Annotated in this window: 17 protein-coding genes and 2 tRNA genes; 11 read left to right on the top strand and 8 right to left on the bottom strand. The window is 60.8% G+C overall.

Going from position 1 to position 16,417, the window contains the following annotated elements:
- Positions 1 to 120: 120 nt before the first annotated feature.
- Entirely contained in the window at positions 121 to 1,191 is a 1,071-nt protein-coding gene (locus WBV42_RS03885) for a phosphotransferase family protein (RefSeq protein WP_423984869.1), read from the bottom strand.
- 235 nt (positions 1,192 to 1,426) lie between these two features.
- On the opposite strand from WBV42_RS03885, the gene WBV42_RS03890 reads away from it, so the two are divergent.
- Positions 1,427 to 2,641: an acyl-CoA dehydrogenase family protein gene (locus WBV42_RS03890; RefSeq protein ID WP_423984870.1), complete on the top strand. Its 1,215-nt coding sequence runs from the start codon at positions 1,427 to 1,429 to the stop codon at positions 2,639 to 2,641.
- 3 nt (positions 2,642 to 2,644) lie between these two features.
- On the opposite strand, the gene WBV42_RS03895 is transcribed toward WBV42_RS03890, so the two are convergent.
- Positions 2,645 to 3,370 (bottom strand): HAD family hydrolase, encoded by a 726-nt coding sequence (locus WBV42_RS03895; RefSeq protein WP_423984871.1) that lies wholly within the window; start codon positions 3,368 to 3,370, stop codon positions 2,645 to 2,647.
- Positions 3,371 to 3,537: 167 nt separating this feature from the next.
- Here WBV42_RS03895 and WBV42_RS03900 point away from each other — a divergent pair, with 167 nt between their 5' ends.
- Positions 3,538 to 4,317 (top strand): SDR family NAD(P)-dependent oxidoreductase, encoded by a 780-nt coding sequence (locus tag WBV42_RS03900; RefSeq protein ID WP_423984872.1) that lies wholly within the window; start codon positions 3,538 to 3,540, stop codon positions 4,315 to 4,317.
- An 85-nt stretch (positions 4,318 to 4,402) separates the two neighbouring features.
- Here the strand turns inward: WBV42_RS03900 and WBV42_RS03905 are convergent, their stop codons facing one another.
- Complete coding sequence (locus WBV42_RS03905; protein WP_423984873.1) at positions 4,403 to 4,891, bottom strand: histidine kinase; 489 nt, start codon at positions 4,889 to 4,891, stop codon at positions 4,403 to 4,405.
- A gap of 104 nt (positions 4,892 to 4,995) precedes the next feature.
- Entirely contained in the window at positions 4,996 to 5,301 is a 306-nt protein-coding gene (locus WBV42_RS03910; RefSeq protein ID WP_423984874.1) for a putative quinol monooxygenase, read from the bottom strand.
- 137 nt (positions 5,302 to 5,438) lie between these two features.
- Here WBV42_RS03910 and WBV42_RS03915 point away from each other — a divergent pair, with 137 nt between their 5' ends.
- Positions 5,439 to 5,930 carry a hypothetical protein gene (locus WBV42_RS03915; RefSeq protein WP_423984875.1) on the top strand — a complete coding sequence of 164 codons (492 nt, stop codon included), beginning with the start codon at positions 5,439 to 5,441 and terminating at the stop codon, positions 5,928 to 5,930.
- 101 nt (positions 5,931 to 6,031) lie between these two features.
- On the opposite strand, the gene WBV42_RS03920 is transcribed toward WBV42_RS03915, so the two are convergent.
- A tRNA-Ile gene (locus WBV42_RS03920) sits at positions 6,032 to 6,106 on the bottom strand.
- A 106-nt stretch (positions 6,107 to 6,212) separates the two neighbouring features.
- A tRNA-Asn gene (locus WBV42_RS03925) sits at positions 6,213 to 6,285 on the bottom strand.
- A gap of 102 nt (positions 6,286 to 6,387) precedes the next feature.
- Here WBV42_RS03925 and cca point away from each other — a divergent pair.
- The 5 genes from cca to WBV42_RS03950 all read left to right on the top strand — a co-directional run bounded on the left by cca (position 6,388) and on the right by WBV42_RS03950 (position 11,803).
- Positions 6,388 to 7,737: a CCA tRNA nucleotidyltransferase gene (gene cca, locus WBV42_RS03930; protein WP_423984876.1), complete on the top strand. Its 1,350-nt coding sequence runs from the start codon at positions 6,388 to 6,390 to the stop codon at positions 7,735 to 7,737.
- A 90-nt stretch (positions 7,738 to 7,827) separates the two neighbouring features.
- Positions 7,828 to 8,007, top strand: coding sequence for an HVO_0416 family zinc finger protein (locus WBV42_RS03935; protein ID WP_423984877.1), 180 nt, complete (start codon positions 7,828 to 7,830; stop codon positions 8,005 to 8,007).
- A gap of 151 nt (positions 8,008 to 8,158) precedes the next feature.
- Positions 8,159 to 8,317 carry a DUF7563 family protein gene (locus WBV42_RS03940; protein WP_423984885.1) on the top strand — a complete coding sequence of 53 codons (159 nt, stop codon included), beginning with the start codon at positions 8,159 to 8,161 and terminating at the stop codon, positions 8,315 to 8,317.
- 68 nt (positions 8,318 to 8,385) lie between these two features.
- Positions 8,386 to 10,230, top strand: a complete 1,845-nt coding sequence (locus WBV42_RS03945) for a UvrD-helicase domain-containing protein (protein ID WP_423984878.1) — start codon at positions 8,386 to 8,388, stop codon at positions 10,228 to 10,230.
- A 61-nt stretch (positions 10,231 to 10,291) separates the two neighbouring features.
- Positions 10,292 to 11,803 (top strand): carboxypeptidase M32, encoded by a 1,512-nt coding sequence (locus WBV42_RS03950; RefSeq protein WP_423984879.1) that lies wholly within the window; start codon positions 10,292 to 10,294, stop codon positions 11,801 to 11,803.
- Between the two features lie 278 nt (positions 11,804 to 12,081).
- Here the strand turns inward: WBV42_RS03950 and WBV42_RS03955 are convergent, their stop codons facing one another.
- Positions 12,082 to 12,327 carry a DUF7533 family protein gene (locus WBV42_RS03955; RefSeq protein WP_423984880.1) on the bottom strand — a complete coding sequence of 82 codons (246 nt, stop codon included), beginning with the start codon at positions 12,325 to 12,327 and terminating at the stop codon, positions 12,082 to 12,084.
- A gap of 114 nt (positions 12,328 to 12,441) precedes the next feature.
- Here WBV42_RS03955 and WBV42_RS03960 point away from each other — a divergent pair, with 114 nt between their 5' ends.
- Positions 12,442 to 13,035, top strand: a complete 594-nt coding sequence (locus WBV42_RS03960) for a riboflavin synthase (RefSeq protein WP_423984881.1) — start codon at positions 12,442 to 12,444, stop codon at positions 13,033 to 13,035.
- Positions 13,036 to 13,041: 6 nt separating this feature from the next.
- Here WBV42_RS03960 and WBV42_RS03965 read toward each other — a convergent pair whose 3' ends face one another.
- A complete protein-coding gene (locus tag WBV42_RS03965; protein ID WP_423984882.1) occupies positions 13,042 to 14,283 on the bottom strand; it encodes a PrsW family intramembrane metalloprotease in 1,242 nt (413 codons plus the stop codon).
- A gap of 161 nt (positions 14,284 to 14,444) precedes the next feature.
- Here WBV42_RS03965 and WBV42_RS03970 point away from each other — a divergent pair, with 161 nt between their 5' ends.
- The gene (locus WBV42_RS03970; RefSeq protein ID WP_423984883.1) at positions 14,445 to 14,606 is read left to right on the top strand and encodes a hypothetical protein; all 162 of its coding nucleotides are present in this window, start codon (positions 14,445 to 14,447) and stop codon (positions 14,604 to 14,606) included.
- 113 nt (positions 14,607 to 14,719) lie between these two features.
- Positions 14,720 to 16,141, top strand: coding sequence for a DUF402 domain-containing protein (locus WBV42_RS03975; RefSeq protein ID WP_423984884.1), 1,422 nt, complete (start codon positions 14,720 to 14,722; stop codon positions 16,139 to 16,141).
- Positions 16,142 to 16,417 lie beyond the last annotated feature (276 nt).

The following is a 16,417-nucleotide window of genomic DNA, read 5'->3' on the forward strand; positions in this document are numbered from 1 at the left end:
GGTTTCATCCCTGCCATCTTAACTCCACCGCGGCCGTTTATCTCTGTAAGGTAAAACAGCTATTTGAACAACTATCGGTGTTTTGAATCTGTTTCTATGGAATTTTGGAAAGTTCCGGAGTTACAGCGGCTCGTCGCCGTCGATGATACCCGCCGCGCGTCGCGCGAGGTCGGGCACCCGCTCCTCCATCTGCGGGTACATCGGGTCGTCGCTGTTGCCTTCGAGGAACCGCCGGTAGAACATCTCGCCCAGCGCGGCGAGTTTGTACACCGCGAGCGCCCGATAGAATCGGTCGTTCTCGTACTCGATACCCGCCGCGTCCTCGTAGCGCTCCACGAGTTCCTTTCGAGTGGGGTACTCGTCGGCCTCCATGAACGTCGAAACCAGTTCCGGCGTCGCCGGTTCGGGGTCACCGGGGTCGCGCCAGTACGACAGCATCCACCCGAGGTCGGCCAGCGGGTCACCGAGCGTCGCCATCTCCCAGTCGAAGACGCCGACGATTTTCGGCGGCGTCTCCGGCCCGTACATCACGTTGTCGAGTTTGTAATCGCCGTGCACCAGCGTGTGCTCGTGTTCGTCGGGACAGTTGTCGGCGAGCCAATCGCCGACCGTCTCCAGTTCCGGGACGGCCCGCTCCTCGGTCGTTCGTTCGAACGCCCAGTCGAGTTGCTTGGTCCAGCGTTCGACTTGCCGCTCGGTGTAGCCTGACGGATAGCCGAACTCGCCCAATCCGACCGCCTCGTAGTCGAGCCTGTGAATCGCCGCAAGCGTGTCCGCGAGTTCCTCGCCGATGGACCGTCGCGCGTTTGGGGTTCGGAAGCGCGGTGGCTCCTCGTCCCGGAGCACGTCGCCCTCGACTCGGTCCATCACGTAGAAGTCGCTGCCGATGATCGAGTGGTCCTCGCAGGCCAGCACGGTCGTCGGAACCGGAACGGCCGTGTCCTGAAGCGCGTCCATCACCCGATACTCCCGAAGCACGTCGTGAGCCGTCTCGGCAGTCTCACCGGGTGGCGGTCGCCGAATCACCAGTTCTCGGTCGCCCCACGTCACGAACAGCGTCTCGTTGGAGTGGCCCTCCGCGTGGTGGGAGACGTCGTACATCTCGGCATTGCCCAACTGTTCTTCCAGATACGTCCGGAGCGCGTTCGTATCGACGAGTCGTTCGAAGTAATCCCCATTTTCGTTGGTCATCGGTAGTCCTCCAGTCCGCAATTGGCTCGTGTGGTCGTCTGCTCGTTCGCCCGTCCGTCCGACCGTCCGCCCGCTCGACCGTATGACGGCGTTCGGTACACCGCGTGACAGACACGCGGCGGACGGCCACATCGGCTTCGTGGTCACTCGATTGTACGTGGATGTCCGGTATAGAACTTACGAGGGTAACGAAACGAGAGAAATACTTTTACACTGTTGAATCGCCGTTGTGGATATGGAGTACGACGATCCGAAACGAGGGCGAGACGTCGCCGAACGCGTCCGGACGTTCGTCCGAGACGAGGTGATTCCCGTCGAGCGCGAGTATCTCGGCGGGGAACCCGTTTCCGACGACACCATGCGCCAACTCCGCGAACAAGCGAAGGAGTACGACGTGTACGCACCCCAGATTCCGGAGGAACACGGCGGATTGGGAATGGAGATCCACGAGATGCTCCCCGTCTTCGAGGCGGCCGGGCGGAGCCTCCTCGGCCCCGGTGCCATCCGCGTGGACGCCCCGGACGAGGGCAACATGCACACCCTCGAACTGGTGGGAACGGACGAGCAGAAGGAGAACTGGCTCGACCCGTTGGTCGCGGGCGACGCCAAATCCGGCTTCTCGATGACCGAACCGAACCCGGGTGCCGGTTCGGACCCGAAGATGCTCAGGACGACCGCGGAGCAGGACGGCGACGAGTGGGTGATAAACGGCCACAAGTGGTGGACGACACAGGGGAGCGAGGCCGACGTTCTCCTCGTGATGGCGTTGACCGACCCGGACGCCCACCCCTACGAGGGATGTTCCATCTTCCTCGTTCCGTCCGACACCCCCGGCGTCGAAGTCGTGCGCGACATCCCGCACGTCGGCGGCGGCGTCACCGGCATGAGCCACGCGGAGATCAAGTACGAGAACGTTCGAATCCCGGAGGAGAACCTGCTCGGGGAGGAGAACGCCGGATTCGCCATCGCCCAACAGCGACTCGGTCCGGCGCGGTTGACCCACTGCATGCGCTACTCGGGCATGGCCGAACGCGCCCTCGACATCGCCAAAGCCTACGCCGACGAGCGCCAGGCCTTCGACGGCCCGCTCTCGGACAAGCAGGCGATTCGATTCGAAATCGCCGAAATCGAGACCCGACTCCACGCGGTTCGGACGATGGTCCGTCACGCCGCCGGGCAGATCGCGGCGGGCGAGGAGGCCCGTATCGCGGTGTCGATGAGCAAGGTGTACGCCGCGAACGTCGTTCAGGACGCCATCGACACGGCCGTCCAAATCTGTGGCGGCAACGGCATCGGAAAGGACCTCCCGCTCGCGGATTTCTACGAGAGCGTCCGTCAGTTCCGCATCGTGGACGGCGCGGACGAAGTCCACAAGCGGGTCATCGCGCGGGACGCGTTTTCAGACCTCGACCCGAGCGAAGTCGAGCATCTGGTTCGGTACGACGGGTAATTGTCAATCGACTCCGCTCGACTCTTCGCTTTTCGACTCGACACCGACGATCGAGAGGATTTCCCGTAAGTCGTCGATGGCGTAGTCGGTTTCCGGCCCGTCGTCCGCCCCGTACGCGACGGCCGTCATGCCGACCGCCGACGACCCGGCGATGTCGTGGTCGTACCGGTCGCCGATCATGAGCGCGTCGCTCGCCGGAACGTTCGCGGCGTCCAGGGCCGTCTCGAACATCCGCCGGTCGGGCTTGGTTCGGCCGACCATCTCGGAAGTCGTTATGGAGTCGAACTCCTCCCGCACGCCGAACGTCTCCAAAATATGGACGCCTTCCTCGGTGTCCACGTCGCTGATGACGCCGACGTGGAGGTCCGTCGTCGCCAGTCGCTCGACCGCCTCGACGGCACCGGGATTGGGTCGCAGCGTTTCGGCCATCACGCGCTCGAAAACGGGTCGCCACTCGTCCTCGGGAATCACCTCCCCCGTGATTTCGTCCACGGCGCGGTCGTAGGCGGTTCGTGCGCTCCGGAACGCCGTTCCGTCGCGCTCCCGAAAGTGTTCGCCGACGGCGGTTCGCCAGCGCTCGATGGCATCCTCGACCGATTCGTCACCCGAGCGACAGGCGACGATGGTTCCGACGAACTCCTCGTGTGCACGCCGGACGGACGCCGTATCGAGGATGACACCGCCGATGTCCCAGAACACCGCCCGCCAGTCCCGCCGTTCGTCTTGCATGGTCAGCAGTTCATCTCCTACGATCAGCTATGTACTGGCGTTCCCGGGAAATCAAGATAACGATCGAAGAGTGGAATCCACATTTATTACCATGCGGCGGAATATTGGCGACTGTAGTTACCAATGGAAATTTCAGTTGCAGGACGACCGACAGCGGAGGATTGCGTATGACCGTCGAACAGTTCAGCGTCGCCGGGAAGACCGCAATCGTGACGGGTGCATCGAGCGGTATCGGACGGACGATTGCCGAGCGATTCGCCGACGACGGCGCGAACGTCGTCGTCTGCTCGCGCGAACAGGGGAACGTGGACCCGGTCGCCGAAGGGATAGCGGCGAGCGACGCGTCGGGTCGCGCGCTGGCGGTCGAGTGTGACGTGACCGACCGCGATGCCGTGGAGGCACTCGTGGACGCCACCGTCGATGAGTTCGGGGGCATCGACGTGTTGGTCAACAACGCCGGTGCCAGTTTCATGGCTCCCTTCGAGGACATCAGCGAGAACGGGTGGGAGACCATTGTGGATATCAACCTTCACGGGACGTTCCACTGCACGCAGGTCGCCGGGGAGCGCATGCGCGAGAACGGTGGCGGTGCCATCATCAACCTCGCCAGCGTTGCCGGGCAGGGTGGCGCGCCGCAGATGAGCCACTACGGCGCGGCGAAGGCCGCCGTGATCAACCTGACGTCAACGCTCTCGTTCGAGTGGGCGGACGAGAACGTTCGCGTCAACTGCATCGCACCCGGGTTCGTCGCCACGCCGGGCGTCGAGAGTCAGATGGGGGTCAGCGCCGACAACATCGACCGAGGGGACGTGAAACGCCGCATCGGAACGAGCGAGGAAATCGCCGACATCGCACAGTTCCTCGCCAGTCCCGCCTCGTCGTACCTCGTCGGCGAGACGATCACCGCGCAGGGCGTGCCGCGCATTCTGGAAACGCCCGACGTGTGAACTCGGCCAGTACCGTTCCGCACTCCTTCTCCCGACGCTCGTTCGACCCGGAAGACGTAAAAAAGGACAGTGTCGCGTTTCGCCGTTAGAGGGTGATGACGTACCGGTACACCGCGCCCAAGACGACACCGTAGGCGAGATGCCAGACGAGGCTGGGCAACGCGAACGTCGGCACGGCCGGTGCGCCAGCAACGCCGACGGCCTGGAGCCACAGCGGCAGGACGATCGAACCGGTAATCACCCACAGAACCACGCCGTAGGCGGCCCCGAGTCCGATTGTCGCGGATTCACTGTCGGTGTATCTACGCAACGACGTCAGGGAGACGATTGCGGCGAAGACGAGGCCGAGAACCGCGCTGTTGAACAGATGGACTATCCATCCGGCGACAGCACCCTGCTGTCCGTACAGCGCCGGAATTACGGTCGTGAGTGCATCTGGACTCAAAACCAACAGGAAAATCCCCATCGCGATACCTCCCGCGAGACTGGCGATGATCGCGCCTAACCAAGGCTCGTACCGCTGGGTCGTTCGTTCAGCAGCGGCACTCTCCGCTGCGGGCGTTTTTGATGCCATATGGTAACACATACCACGAAAGACTATCCAGTTGTCGTCCCCGTCCGAACCGGCCGGTTTCTTCGAAATCCGGGACACCGGTATTGGACGGACATCACGGACGTCTACGGATGTTTGGCTTCGAGAACTTCGACTTCCTCGATCTGTGGCGGTCGTGCGAGTAATTCGTCGGCGCTCTCCTCCAACGCGCTGGCGATTTTCCCGTCGAGGTGTGCCTGCCGTCCCTCCTCGTCGGGGAAGGTGTCGTAGATGCCGAACGTCGATTCGTCGAACTTGAGCGCGAACCACGTCGTCGTCTTCTCTTCTTCTTGTGCCATCGGTAACGCCGAGCGTAGGAACTCCTCGACTTCGTCTTCTTTTCCGGTTTTCGCTTCGAGCCGTGCGAACAACGCGTACTCCGAGTTACTCATGAGTTCGTAAGAGGTACCACGGTACTCCGGATAAACGCTGTCGCCAACGTGTGACAGTTGGAGAATGTCGCTGTTTCCTGACTCATTATATTCAGTAGGTCGGTAAGTTCTTAAATCGTTATCATCTTCCTCCTTTTATGGCTGATTTTGGAACATTGAATGGAAGATACACCGTCAAAGATGACGTGATACTCATCGAAAATTCGATGATCACCTCGTTCAAGAACATATTCTCTTTGAGTAAACCGGTCTTTTTCGTATTCATCCTTCTACTCTTGGCTCCTATCGCCATGATTCTCAGCGGTGACGGGACGCTTCGTACTGGTGGTGAATTCATAATCGCGTTCCTCGTCGTGTTTGTACTCCTCTCGTATATCCTTCAAAAGGCCGACAAAACCAGAACCACATCAGCGAGGGAAGTCCGCCGGGAGCAAGTCGATAGAATCGTATGTCACCCAGGAGATGAGAGAAGTCACACAGAATTCGCGATTATCTACAAGAAGGGTGGTGAACTGGAACTTCATGACTTACGCCTCGATACGTACTACAGCCCGGATATCACTGGCCCGATGAAAGCCAAATCCGTTTTTCGTGATGCTGGCTTCGAGGTAGAAGAGGAAGGTAGTTGAAATTAGAACGTCGTCTTCTCGCGGCTACAGGTCACTAATCGACGGGTTTCCGTCAGTCGCTCGCACACGCTTTGCAGTGCTCGCGGATTGTTCGGCAGAAGTGGGCCCTATCGGATTCGAACCAATGACCACCCGGTTATGAGCCGAGCGCTCTAACCAGACTGAGCTAAGGGCCCGTATCAATCAACCGTAATCTGGCATACCTCTTTAGCGTACCGGGTTCTGTCTGGATTTTACGGTATATCGACAGAACACGCTCGCCGATGAAGTAAATCGAAGAAGCGCCGCCGCCAGGGCTCGAACCTGGGACAACCTGGGTAACAACCAGGTGCTCTACCAACTGAGCTACGGCGGCTTCCGACTGCATTCATCCATAGACCGAGTTGTTTGATAGGGCTTTCGTTTTCGTCCGACAGCATCGATACGTTTTCACGCGCTCGTGGAAAACGTTCGCCCGATGGAACGGTTCGAGGAGGTCGCTTCGGCGGTTCGAGCGGGGATACAACCGGACGCCGAGGAACGGCGTCGGCTGCGAACGGCGGTTCGGGAGTTGACGGAACGCGCCGAAGAGACGATCGCCGACCTGTCGGTGGACGCCGACGTGATTCAGGTGGGAAGCACCGCCCGCGGGACGTGGACGAGCGGCGACCGAGATATCGACCTGTTCGTTCGCTTCCCGCCGGACCTCGACCGTGAAGAGTTGGAGTCGTTTGGGCTGAAAATCGGCCACGCCGTCCTGCCGGACGGACACGAGGAGTACGCCGAGCACCCCTACGTGAAAGGGGAGTTCGACAGGTTCGACGTGGATTTCGTCCCCTGCTATCGCGTCGAGTCGGCGACGAATATCCAGTCGGCGGTGGACCGGACGCCGTTTCATACGCAGTATCTCGAAGCGCGGTTGGACGACGAGTTGGCCGGAGAGGTACTGTTGTTCAAGCAGTTCCTGAAGGGCATCGGCGCGTACGGAAGCGACCTCAGGACGAAGGGATTTTCGGGGTATCTGGCGGAGCTACTCGTCCTCGAATACGGGAGCTTTCGCGGCGTGTTGGAGGCGGCCGCGGAGTGGACGCCACAGGTCCGCTTCGATCCGGAAGACCACGGGACGGCGACGTTCCACGACCCGCTGGTCGTCATCGATCCGACCGACCCGGAGCGCAACGTGGCGGCCGTCCTTTCGGCCGAGAACGTCGCACGGCTCCAGCATTACGCCCGTGACCTACTATCGAAGCCGCGCGAATCGGTATTTTTCCCGGAATCACCGGAGCCGTTGACGGCCGACGACGTGCGCGAGTTCGTCGCCGAGCGCGGGACGACGCCCGTGGCGATTCGGTTCGACGCGCCGGACATCGTGGAGGACCAGTTGTATCCACAGCTTCAGAAATCGCTGTCGGGCGTCGCTGACGCGCTCTCGCGGCGCGGGTTCGACGTCCTCAGGTCGGAACTGTTCGCCGACGACACCGCCGTACTGTTCTTCGAACTCTCGGTGGCCGAGCGACCGGCAATCGAGCGCCACGACGGACCGCCGATTCACGTCCGTGCTCACGCGACCGGGTTCTACGAGAAGTACGCCGACTCGGACGCGTACGGCCCGTTCATCGATGGAGATCGATACGTGGTCGAACGGGAGCGGGAGTTCACGAACGGGGTGTCATTCCTTCGTAGCGATGCCGTCCTCGACGCCGCGCTCGGTGTTCACGTCGAATCGGCGATGAAACGGGAGTACGACGTGCTTTCGGGCGACGAGGTCGGCGCGTTGGCCGCGGAGTTCGGGACGGAACTCGCCCGATATTTCGGCCCAGTTCCCTGACTCAATTCCCCCGAATTTTGCAATCAAAGCTATGTATGGGTCTGTTTAACCATCAGGATTATATGGATGGTGTGCATTAGCATAGCATGTATGGCCTCCGCACCAACCGGAGACGACGAATCCGTGTTCGACCAGTTCCTCGAAGACCATGGTCACGAGACCGAACAAGTAGACTGGGAACAGGAGTATAACAAAAAGCAGTGTCCGGAATGTGGTGGACTTCATAACCTTACGGCGACCGAATGTACGGTCTGTGGTTGGAATCCGTAGTCCCCGTTGATCCACTAACAGACTCGTCGTACGAATATCGAACACCGGCTACGACCGTTCTTTCTTTGACGTCGCTCGATCGGCAACCCGCGTAACCCGTTCTACCGATAGAACCATCACAGGTTATTTTCACCATAGGATATGAGATAAAATTCTGAATTGTCAGAATTGCGTTTGGTTCGTGACGACGTCGTACGCATGTGTGTTCACACCGCCTGGAACGACCGATCCACGCGTCTGTCCGAACTGTGAGGACGAGGTTCGGGACGGTGCGGCGGTACGCGATGCGCGCTCGTCCTGCGGCACGTAACGGCCACGACTCCGATTCACGTCGTTTTATACGTTCCCGGAACCTGTGCTGGTGTAATGACTACGCCAATGGCAGAGACGGACGCAAGAGTAACCCGGTTGTTCGGTGGGCCGGGAAGTGGTAAAACCACCGAACTACTCGATAGAGTAGAGGACATTCTCGCACAGGACGGGGTCACGGTAAAGGACCTCCTCGTCGTGTCGTACACCCGTGCTGCCGCGAACGAGGTTCGAGAACGGCTCGCAGAGCGTCTCGACGTCGACCCACGTTCGCTTCAGGGGAACGTCTGCACGATGCACGCGAAAGCCTACGAACTGCTTAATCTCTCCCGCGGTGACGTCGTCGGTGAGAAGGACAAACAGGAGTTCTGTGAGGACTTCGGCCTCGAATACGAGGACGAGTACAGCGGTTCCGGTCGTCGAACGGCCCGTTCGACGACGCTCGGCAACAAGATTATCGCAACCTCCCAGTGGCTCCAGCGAACCCGACGGCAGGTCGCCGACTGGCACGACGTTCCGTTCCAGTGGGACGTCGAAGAGGTTCGACTGCCGCCGGACATCGACCCGAACGCACAGGAGGGCAACAAGTACACCCCGACGTGGCCGAGCAGTGACGACCGATTCGACGTTCCGGAAGCCATCCGTGGGTGGCGAAAGTACAAGGGTGACAACGGACTCGTCGGGTTCGCCGACATGCTCGAACGCGTGAAACAGCGTTCGCTTCTCCCCAGCGTCGATTACCTCATCATCGACGAGTTTCAGGACATCACGCAACTGCAGTTCGACATCTACGAGGAGTGGAAAGAACACATGGAAAACGTCCTCATCGCCGGTGACGACGACCAGGTCGTCTACGCGTGGCAGGGTGCGGACCCCAAACTCCTGCTCGGCGAGGGCGGCGAAGACGTGATTCTCGACACCTCCCACCGACTCCCCTCCCGCGTTCTCAAAGTCGTCCAGAAGGAAGTCAGCCACATCGAAGAGCGACAGGAGAAGAACCTCAAACCGCGCAAGGAAGGCGGCACCGTCGAAGCGGTCGAGAACCCGTCGATGCTTGACCTCGTGCGGAACGTCCGCTACACCATCGAGGAGTTCGACGGTACCGTGATGGTACTGTTCCGCGCCCGCTACCAGATGTTCCGCTTCGTGGACGAGTTCATCGACGAGGGCATCCCGTTCCGCACGCTGACCGACCAGCGAATGTGGACCGACCGCCTGAACCAGTACGTCGAAGCCGTCGAGCAAATCGAGGACGGCGAACCCATCGACGGACTGCAGGCGCGACGACTCGCGGACATGCTGACCGAGTCCACCTTCGGTACGAACGACCGCGACGAGATGTTCGACGCCATCGACGAGCGAAAGGAAGCGGAGGACGTGGACGACCTCACCGAACTGGAGTTCGACGCCGACTTCGTGAAGAATTTCGCGCCGTTCATGCCCGGACGGAAATCCGCCTCCGACATGGTTCGGAAGGTGACGAGCTACCAGAAGCGCTCCATGAAGGCGTACTTCAGCGGACGGTATCAGGACACGGCGCGGGACCGCGTCCGTATCGGTACCATCCACAGCGCGAAAGGTCGTGAGGCCGACCACGTGTTCATCGGCACCGACCTGACCGAGAAGGTCGTCGAACAGATGGCGGCATCGGTCGAAAACGAGGGAATCGAGGTCCCCGGTGACGAGGAGTTCACCGCCGGAACCGACCCCGTCCCGATCCTCACCGACAACGAACGCCGTGTCTTCTACGTCGGAATGAGCCGTGCTCGCGAGCGCCTCGTCATCATGGAGAACCTCGTCAGCGGCGCGCCGACGCTCAAACTCGACGTACTGCTGTACAACGAACCGAACGACAAATCGGTCGAGGACATCCTCGACGAGCGTGCGAGCGAAATCGAAGCCGAAGCCGAATAACCGAATTCTCCCTTTTCCGATACCCGCGCATTGATAGCGTTTGCCAGAGGAACTGCCTTTCATGGCAACCGCCGAATCGGAACTCGACTCGCCGTATGCGGAACTCCTCGACCGACGAAAACGAATCTCGAACGTTCAGAACGCGGGAATGGTTCTCTACTGGGACCAGCAGACGAAGATGCCCGAAGGGGGAACCCCGGCCCGTGCGAAGCAACTGGGGGCGCTCCAGTCCATCGGCCACGAACTGCTGACCGACGAGCGAACGGGCGAATTGCTGGAAGCACTCGAAGCCGAGGAGTTGGACGACGAACAGGCCGCCGTCGTCCGCGAGGTACGCCGCGAGTACGACCGCGCGGTCGCCATCCCGAACGACCTCGTGGAGCGGATTTCCGAAACGTCGAGCGAATCCCAACCGGCGTGGCGCGAGGCGAAGGCGGAAGACGAGTTCGAGACGTTCGCGCCGTATCTCGACCGACTCCGCGACCTTCACATCGAACTGGCCGAGCACGTAGATCCGGAGGAGGACCCCTACGTGGTCATGTTCGAGGAGAGCGAACCGTACCTCCCGCTTTCCCGCGTCGAGGAGATCTTCGACGAACTGCGGGAGGGACTGATTCCGCTCATCGAGGACGTCCACGAGAACGGCGCTGACATCGCCGACGACGCCTTCGCCGGAACCTTCGACCCCGAGGATCAGGAGGTGCTCTGTCGGGACGCGCTCGATCTCCTGAACTACGACTGGGACCGTGGGCGCTTCGACACCGCGCCGCACCCGTTCATGTCCGGGACGCAGTTCGATGCCCGCGTGACGACCCGGTATCACGACCACGACTTCGTGGATCCGCTGACCGCGACGATCCACGAGTTCGGACACGCGACCTACCAACTCGGCCTGCGGGACGACGCCTACGGCACGCCGCTCGGCGAACCTCGCAGTTCGGGGATTCACGAATCCCAGTCGCGCTTCTGGGAGAACCACGTCGGCCGGACGAAGGAGTTCTGGGAACTGTTCCTCCCGACCGTCACGGAACGCTTCCCGGAGTTCGAGGACGTGACCGCCGAGGAGGCCTACGAGGCGGCCAATCAGGTGTTCACGGACAACATGATCCGCGTCGAGGCCGACGAACTGACCTACCACATGCACATTATCCTTCGCTCGGAAATCGAGCAAGAGTTCGTGGCCGGGGACCTCGACGTGGACGACATCCCCGCCCGCTGGAACGAACTGATGGAGGAGTATCTCGGCATCGTCCCGGAAACGGATTCGGAGGGCTGTCTACAGGACATCCACTGGACGAGCGGGTTCGCCAGTTTCCAGAACTACACCGTCGGGAGCGTCCTCGCCGCCCAACTGTGGGCCACCATCGAGGAGGAAATCGAGGACCCGGAAAAACTCATCCGGGAAGGGAACTTCACGCCAATCCGCGAGTGGTTGACCGAGAACATCCACGAGCAGGGCCAGAAGTACACCACGGACGAACTCATCGAGGAAGCCACCGGCGAACCGCTGACCGCGGAGTACTTCCTCGACTACGTGACCGAGAAGTACGGCGATATTTACGAGTTGGACTGAATCGAAGGCGAGGTGGTTTCGGTTTGCGTCAAAAATTATTAATCTTCCAAACTCTTTCTATAGATAAGAATGGCCTCCATAGAATCGGTATCTAAAGATGTATCGTCCAGTCTCATCGCTACGATAGCAATTATTGCTGTCCTGTACTGGTTTATGACTCCTACCAGAGGTATTTCCAGAGTAGCCACAATTGCTCTCACGGTTGTTGCTGGACTAATAACATGGGCGCTCGTTACCCGGATCAAACAGTCATAGCCACCGGCCTGCATCGTCTGTAACTATTCTTCCTCGTCCTCGTCCGTTTTCGCCACCGTTCCGACGACTTTCTGGGCGGCGCTGGAGGGGATGTCGGTGGGCGTCGTGAGTTTCTCACGGACCAGCACCATACCGACGCCGATGGCGACGAACACACCGCCGAGAATCAACTCCCCGGCGACGATGCGGTCGATGCCGAAGAGCGCGATGGGGATGGCTAGCACCAACGTCGCGGCCAGACTTACGGTATCGAGGATTCCCATCGTCATGTTCTCCCGTCCCCAATCGTCATACCCATCCGTTCCGCGCCACCGACCAAAAACCCGCCGCCATCGCGCCCGGTTCCGGAACCGTTTTCAACCGCGCGGCGTCACAGTTCCGTTATGTTTACTGGAATCGTTGCGGAAGTCGGCGAGGTTCGTCGCGTCGAGGATTCGGACGGCGGTCGGCGGCTCACCATCGCGGCCGACGACGTGCTCTCGGACGTGGAGGACGGCGCGAGCATCGCCGTCAACGGGGCCTGCCTGACCGTCGAGGAGTTCGGCGACGACAGCTTCGAGGTGTTTCTGGCCGCCGAGACGGTCGAAAAGACCTACCTCGGCGAGGTGGAGGAAGGCGACGTCGTCAACCTCGAACGGGCGCTTCGCGCCGACGCCCGCCTCGACGGCCACTTCGTACAGGGGCACGTCGATACGACGACCGAGGTGGCGGACATTGAGGAGGTGGGAGAAGACTGGCAATACGAATTTGCGATTCCAGAAGGCTACGGGCAGTACATCGTGGACAAAGGTTCGGTTGCGCTCGACGGCATCAGTCTCACCGTGGCCGAGAAGGGAGAAGAGACGTTCACCGTCGCCATCATCCCGACGACGCGGCGTGTGACGAACCTCTCGGAGAAGGAACCCGGCGACCCGGTGCACCTCGAAGTGGACGTGCTGGCGAAGTACGCGGACGAACTGCTCGCCGGGCAGCGGTAGAAGTTCTCAGAACTCGAAACCGGACGACCCGGCTTCGTCGTCCGTATTCCCGTTCCGATTCTCGACCTCGTTGTTTTCCGTCTCGTCCTCCCGGTTCGCGTAGACGTCGTCGTTTCCGGGGCGATCACGTTCGTCGTTTCCGAGGAGGCTACTTCCGGTTCCACCGTTCGTGCTCGTTCGGGTTTCCGCTTCACGCTGGGAATCTACCCGTCCGTCCACGTCGCGTAGTTCGCTTTGGGAGTCGAATCCGACGGGTCGAGTTCCGTCGTCGTTCTCCATTTCGCCCCGGTTCTCGACTTGGGAGTACATGGCGCGGTAGCGTGAGATTTTTCGGTAGAGCAGGTAGCCGAAGAATCCGTCGTAGATGAAAACGAAGGCGATGTAGCCGATACCGGGAGTGATGCCGGGATAGAACGCGGCGATGAGGTCAGGGACGAATCCGACGAGCGTGTTGTACGTCGCGTGGATGAACGCGGCGATGAGCAGGCCTTTAATCACGATGGGACCTGCGTTCTCGCGGTTGAACTTCGCCAATCCGAGGTAGTAGCCCGCGAACGCGGAGTAGATGACGTGCCCCGGTCCGGCGAACAGTCGGAAGACGGCTATGTTCCCGGCACTCAGAATCAGATTAGCGTCCGACGACGAGAGGACGCCTTGGCTGATGTAGATGGCGTTCTCGATGGTCGCAAAGCCCAGTCCAGCCATCGCCCCGTAGACGGCACCGTCGATGACGGCGTCGAACTTGTCGCTCCGGTAGGCGAACAGACGCACGGCGAGCCACTTGACCGTCTCCTCGACCGGTCCGACGATGAGGTAGAAGTAGATGACCGCCCCGAAGAGTGGAATTCCGGTGAACAGCGGTTTCAACCTGGAGTTGAACACCGCCGCGAACATGGCGAACAGGACGCCGAGGCAGAACGTCCCGACGAGGAGCGGGAGGGGTTCGGACATCGTCACGTCCGCATACCAGATGTACGCCGCGAGGGCGAACGCAGGGACGACGGAGAGGAAGATGAAGACGCCGACCCACGGATTGTTGCCCACCACCGCCAAGCCGCCGAAGACTACCTGGAGCAGTAAAATCGCCGCCGCGAGAAGGATCACGGATGCACGCGCCACGATGGAGAGTCCCCCGTACACCTTCGTCGCAAACCAGTCGAGCCGTGTCCGCTCCTCCCATGTAGAGATACCATACAGATCGACCGAGTCGTCCATTCCGCGAGCGACCGGGTCTCGTTTCTCGTCCAAGTTTCAATATCACATGGATGAGGAGTAAATCGTTCGGCATGATTTTCCTAGTAGAATTAATATGAGTATATATGGCGTATTATTCCTGTAGGGGCACGTTTAATAAGAAGAATAGCCCAACGTGGTACACTATGACACCCATCAGCCACAGTCGAGGAATTATGTACTCGGCACCGCCGAAAGAAGCGACACGACGGGAGAAAGACGAATCCACCGAAGACGAACCCACGGAGTCGAATACCGTCGAAGCACCGTCCGTAACCGATCCCAATTCCAGCGTCACAGACGCGAATTGGACGGGCACCGTCCCCGCCGACGACTAAGTTTCCGCAGTCGAACCTCGTTATCCTGAAATCCCCTCCCCACAAACCGGGAGGTATATGCACGCTTTCTCGACTCACACGCAGAATATTCGGTGTCGGTTCCACTACCAGTTATGAGCACGGTTCGCATCAGAGGCATCTACACCACCGCACTCACCCACCTGCTCGGGGGGAACTTCGACGTGGTGCAAGCCTCACCGCCCATTCGACGACGGTTCGATACCGAGTTCGAAACCGGCGAGTACGACGCCACGGTCGAGACCACCGACGACAGACAGGGCGTCGGGGTCTTCGGCAACGCCGAAACCGTCACCCGAATCGCCGACGAGTTGGCGAGCCTCGATATCGACACCTTCCGCTGGGAGGACCCGGCACCGCGGGGAGCGCTGTTCGACGGCGTCGTGGACGAAACCCTCGGAAGCGGTGCAGTCGTGAACCTCGGGAACGGTGAAGGCTTCCTCCCGTTCCACTCCATCGACCGGCGAATCGACGAGGGTGACAGCGTCCGCGTACAGGTCCACGACCCGGAACCGCCGTGGTCGCGCGACCGCTCCCGCCTCGGGACCGACGTTCGGGTGTACGGCGGCGTGGCCAGCCTCTCGAAGGGCGTGGACAGCGTGGTCGCCAGCGCGCCGGACGATGCCAGTCGGCGCGAACTCGCCCGGACGACGGAGATGCTTCCGACGGACGTGCCCGACGAGTGGGGCGTCCGATGGGAGTACGCCGCCGCGGACGCCACGCTGGACGAGATGAACGACGCGCTCTCGCGGGCCGTGGAGGGTGCCGAAACCATCGAGGACGCGCTTGCAGACTCTTCCGAGTCGGTCGAAACACCCCGGACAGTCGCCGAACCGGAAGCCACGACGTGGCTCTGGTTCGGCCGGGAATCGCGCTTCGCGTTGGACGACGCTCGGCGCGAAGTCACGACGACCCTGCCCGGCCACCACCGAATCAAGGCCGCAGACTCCGCCGCGAGTACGGCGGTCGATTTCGCCGAGGACCTGTACGACCCGGACGAACACCCCGAGGACGCTCCGACCGGCGCGACCCTCCGGCAGTTCGGTCCGGAATCCGATGGCGAGGTGTTCATCGACCACGGCAAGCCCGACGGGCGCTGTTTCTCGCTCGGCAAGGGCACCGTCGAGGAATGTGACCCCGACGCCGGAAAATACACCGTTCGTCGGACGATGGGGAGTTCGGGAACCTACGACGCCATCGGCACCGACCGCGAACGCGGCGACGTGGCCATCACGAAGTTCCGCGAGGGGCGATGGTGGTATCCGACGGCCTACCGGAGCGAGGACGGCGAATCGAAGGGAACCTACGTCAACGTCTGTACGCCCGTCGAACTGTTTCCCAACTCGGTTCGCTACGTGGACTTACACGTCGATGTCGTGAAGCGGCCGGACGGTACCGTCGAACGGGTGGACGACGACGAACTCGATACGGCCGTCGAGAAAGGAAACATCTCCGAGGAACTGGCCGAGAAGGCCAAAAGCGTCGCGGCGAGCGTGGAGAAGGTACTGTCGAAGTAGCACAATCGCGAGTTTCGGCCGGTGACACAGCCGCCAGTAACGGAATCTTCGCAAGCGCCAGGAACACGCATTTTCACAACCATCGGAAACAGCTGATGACACGACCGCTAGTCGCTAGCGTCTCTCCGGAAAATCGAAGATTTTCCGGGCCGACGAATCCCTCGAAGGAGCGTCGGAGACGCGCTTGAGGGGGTGAGGAAGGCTTTTGGTCCAGATTTTTATCGAGGGTCGCTCCGCGACCCTCGCAATAAAAAGGTGGTTTCAGAAGTGCTCGTC

This window comes from Haladaptatus sp. (assembly GCF_049589095.1).
GTDB lineage: Archaea > Halobacteriota > Halobacteria > Halobacteriales > Haladaptataceae > Haladaptatus.